The organism is Rhodococcus sp. CX (assembly GCF_015865005.1).
Lineage (GTDB): Bacteria > Actinomycetota > Actinomycetes > Mycobacteriales > Mycobacteriaceae > Rhodococcus.
Genome location: NZ_JADZGH010000263.1, coordinates 1,779 through 5,336, shown reverse-complemented (window position 1 = coordinate 5,336; position 3,558 = coordinate 1,779). Strand labels below are relative to the sequence as shown.

The 3,558-nt window shown below is 70.1% G+C and carries 4 protein-coding genes and 1 pseudogene; 1 reads left to right on the top strand and 4 read right to left on the bottom strand.

Features of this window, described 5'->3' with window-relative positions:
• Positions 1–42 precede the first annotated feature (42 nt).
• Entirely contained in the window at positions 43–1,077 is a 1,035-nt protein-coding gene (gene glpX, locus I0Q12_RS29170; RefSeq protein WP_197257195.1) for a class II fructose-bisphosphatase, read from the bottom strand.
• 185 nt (positions 1,078–1,262) lie between these two features.
• On the opposite strand from glpX, the gene I0Q12_RS29165 reads away from it, so the two are divergent.
• On the top strand, positions 1,263–1,832 hold the full coding sequence (locus tag I0Q12_RS29165; RefSeq protein WP_197257193.1) for a DUF4245 domain-containing protein: 570 nt from the start codon (positions 1,263–1,265) through the stop codon (positions 1,830–1,832).
• Positions 1,833–1,866: 34 nt separating this feature from the next.
• Here the strand turns inward: I0Q12_RS29165 and I0Q12_RS29160 are convergent, their stop codons facing one another.
• The 3 genes and pseudogenes from I0Q12_RS29160 to I0Q12_RS34255 all read right to left on the bottom strand — a co-directional run.
• Positions 1,867–2,094 (bottom strand): exodeoxyribonuclease VII small subunit, encoded by a 228-nt coding sequence (locus tag I0Q12_RS29160; protein WP_197257191.1) that lies wholly within the window; start codon positions 2,092–2,094, stop codon positions 1,867–1,869.
• A gap of 16 nt (positions 2,095–2,110) precedes the next feature.
• Positions 2,111–3,358: an exodeoxyribonuclease VII large subunit gene (gene xseA, locus I0Q12_RS29155; RefSeq protein ID WP_197257189.1), complete on the bottom strand. Its 1,248-nt coding sequence runs from the start codon at positions 3,356–3,358 to the stop codon at positions 2,111–2,113.
• Positions 3,355–3,558: pseudogene (locus I0Q12_RS34255) on the bottom strand (hypothetical protein); the annotation flags it as partial. The gene xseA and the pseudogene I0Q12_RS34255, both read right to left, overlap by 4 nt.

Sequence of the window (3,558 nt, the reverse complement as noted above, 5' to 3'; positions counted from 1 at the left end):
GGTTCCGACCGCCACAAAGACACACCGGCGCGAAGCGCATTGTCAGGGCATCGGGGGCTGCGCGCCGTCGACACCGGTGAAGTTGATCGACGAGAACTCGTGCAGCTTCTCGAGGCGGTGGTAGGCCTCGATCATGCGGACCGTGCCGGACTTGCTGCGCATGACGATCGACTGCGTGGTCGCGCCGCCGCCGTAGTACCGCACGCCCTTGAGCAGGTCGCCGTCGGTGACACCGGTCGCGCAGAAGAAGATGTTCTCGCCGGTGACGAGTTCCTCGGTGGTCAGGATCCGGTCCAGGTCGTGGCCGGCGTCGATGGCCTTCTGCCGCTCGGCGTCGTCCTTGGGGGCGAGCTTGCCCTGCAGCGCGCCACCCATACAGCGCAGCGCCGCCGCGGCGATGATGCCCTCCGGGGTGCCGCCGATGCCCAGGAGCATGTCGACACCGGAATCGGGGCGGGCGGTCGCGATCGCACCGGCGACGTCGCCGTCGGAGATCAGGCGGATGCGCGCACCGGTCTCCCGGATCTCCCGGATGATCTCGGAGTGCCGCGGACGATCCAGGATCGTGACGGTCGTATCGGAGATGGTGCGATTCTTGGCCTTCGCGACGCGACGGATGTTCTCGGCGACACCCGCGGACAGGTCGATGACGTCGGCAGCCTCGGGACCCACGGCGATCTTGTCCATGTAGAACACGGCCGACGGGTCGAACATGGCGCCGCGCTCGGCGACCGCGAGGACCGCGATCGCGCCCGGCGCACCCTTCGACATCAGCGTGGTGCCGTCGATCGGGTCGACGGCGACGTCGCACAGGGGGCCGTCGCCGTTGCCGACCTCCTCGCCGTTGTACAGCATCGGGGCTTCGTCCTTCTCGCCCTCGCCGATCACCACGATGCCCTGCATCGACACCGAGCTGACCATGTGACGCATCGCGTCGACGGCGGCACCGTCGCCGCCTTCCTTGTCGCCGCGGCCGACCCAGCGGCCTGCCGCCATCGCCGCGGCCTCCGTGACGCGGACCAACTCGAGGGCGAGGTTGCGGTCCGGAGCTTCGCGGTGCGATGGGGTGGCCGTCATGGGCTACTGCCTCCTGATGCTGTCGGTCGACGCGGTGCGCCGGCACGAGGGACGGCCGTCGAGTCGCGCGGCCGCCGAATCCGATGGTGGTTCAGGCTGCAATTGTCTCATCAGCGCCGGTGCGGCGGAGGCTGGGACCCGGACCGGCCGCGGCCCGTTCCTGCGGAGGCTGTCAGACTGGACGCGTGGCTTCCGAGAAACCCCGCATCCTGAACGACGCCCGTGACATGACGTGGTCGCTCATTCCGCTCGTCCTGGCGTGCCTCGTCATCGCTGCGATCGCAAGCCAATGCTCGTTCAACCCGGGCGGTCCCACCGCGGGTCCGGTGCCGAGCTTCGACATCGATGCAGGTCTCGAGTACGACGCGAGGGAACTGGGATTCCCCATCCGGCATCCGCAGGTCCCCGAGGACTGGCAGGCCAACTCGGGCAGCCGCAGCATCATCACCGGCCAGCAGGGCGGCGACTCGAGCACGGTCGGGTTCATCACCCCGTCCGGCCGCTACGTACGCTTCACCCAGTCCAACGCCGGTACCGACGAGCTCGTGCGGTTCGTCGCGGGCTCGAGCCGGTTCGTCACCGGCACCGAGACCATCGACGGCCGCGACTGGACGGTGTACGCCGAGGAGGGGAGCGAGCCGCTGTGGGTCTCGGACTTCGGTGACGTGCGGATCCTGATCGGCGGATCCGGCGACGAAGCCGAGTTCGCCACGATCGCTGCCGCGGCGAACGCAGCGGAGCCGCTCACCCCGTAGGCCGCGACCGGGCCGGTCGGTTGTCCCCGACCGGTCAGTCTTCTTCGTCGTCCTCGCTGTGCGACAGGGCGTTCTCGACCCGTTGCCGAGCACCCGCGAGGTGCTCCTCGCACCGCTTGGCGAGCGCTTCGCCGCGCTCCCACAGCGCCAGCGACTCGTCGAGGTCCAGGCCACCCTGTTCGAGCATCTTCACCACGTTGACCAGTTCGTCGCGGGCCCTCTCGTAGCCGAGCTCCGCCACATCCGCGTTCGTGTCACTCACACCGTCATCCTCGTCGTCACTTCTCTCGTCCCATCACCGCGGCCCGCGCGGCACCGTCACCGACCCGGACCCGCAACTGGGTTCCCGGGGGCATCTCGTCGATCGACCGGACGACCTCCGGGTCGCCGTCGGGCACGATCCGCTGCACTACCGCGTAGCCGCGTGCGAGGGTCGCGGCCGGACCCAGCGTCGCCAGCCGGGCCCGCAGATGCTCGATCGTGGTGGCCTGCGCCGCCAGCACCCGATCGATGTCGCGGCGACCGGCCTGCCGTAACCGCTCGACCTCCTCGCCACGCTGATCGATCGCGCGCAGCGGATCGGCCAGGACCGGCCGGGACCGCAACTGTGCCACCACGTGCTCCTCGCGGCGCACCCAGTTGCGCAGCGCCGACGCGGCGCGCGCCCGCAGATCGTCGACGAGCGCCTGCTCGGCGGCGGCATCCGGCACGACCCGTTTGGCGGCGTCGGTGGGGGTGGCGGCCCGCAGATCGGCGACGTGATCGCACAGCGGACTGTCGGGTTCGTGGCCGATCGCGCTGACCACCGGGGTCGTGCACGCGACGATCGCGCGGCACAGCGTCTCGTCGGAGAACGGCAGCAGATCCTCGACACTGCCGCCGCCGCGGGCCAGGACGATCACGTCCACCGCGGGGTCGGCGTCGAGTTCGGCGAGCGCATCGAGGATCTGCGGTACCGCGGTCGGGCCCTGCACCGCGGTGTTGCGGATCTCGAACCGCACCGCGGGCCACCGGCGCTGCGCCACCGACACCACGTCGTGCTCGGCGGCGCCGCCGCGGCCGGTGATCAGGCCGATACGGCCCGGTAGGAACGGCAGCGGCCGCTTGAGCCGCGGATCGAACAGACCTTCCGCTGCGAGCAGCGCGCGCAGCCGTTCGATGCGGGCGAGCAGTTCGCCGATGCCGACCGCGCGGATCTCGGTGACACGCAGCGAGATGCTGCCGCGCGCCGGCCAGAACGACAGTTTCCCGAACATCACGACCCGCGCGCCCTCGACCAGCGTCACCGGCGAACTGTGGATCAGCTGCGGGGAGCACGTCACCGACAGGGACATGTCCACCGAGGGATCACGCAGGGTCAGGTACGCCGTGCGCGTTCCGGGGCGCACGTTCATCTGGGTGATCTGGCCCTCGACCCAGATCGTGCCGAGCCGATCGATCCAGCCCGCGACCTTCTGCGACACGGTGCGTACCGGCCACGGATTGTCCGCGGAGTTCGGTTGGGTGGTGGGATGCGCCGAGGTCACTTCGTGGTGGTGGTCGTGATCCGGTTCGACAACATCGTCACGAACGGCGCCCGCGCCCGTGTCGCGTTCTCGTAGTCGAGCAGCGCCGTCAGGTCCTCCACGGACAGGGTGCGCAGGCGCGCACGCAATTGCGCGAGGGTCAGCGAGGTGTAGTCGAGGTCCTCGACGATCCCGGGCACCTCGGTCTCCGCCGCGGTCGG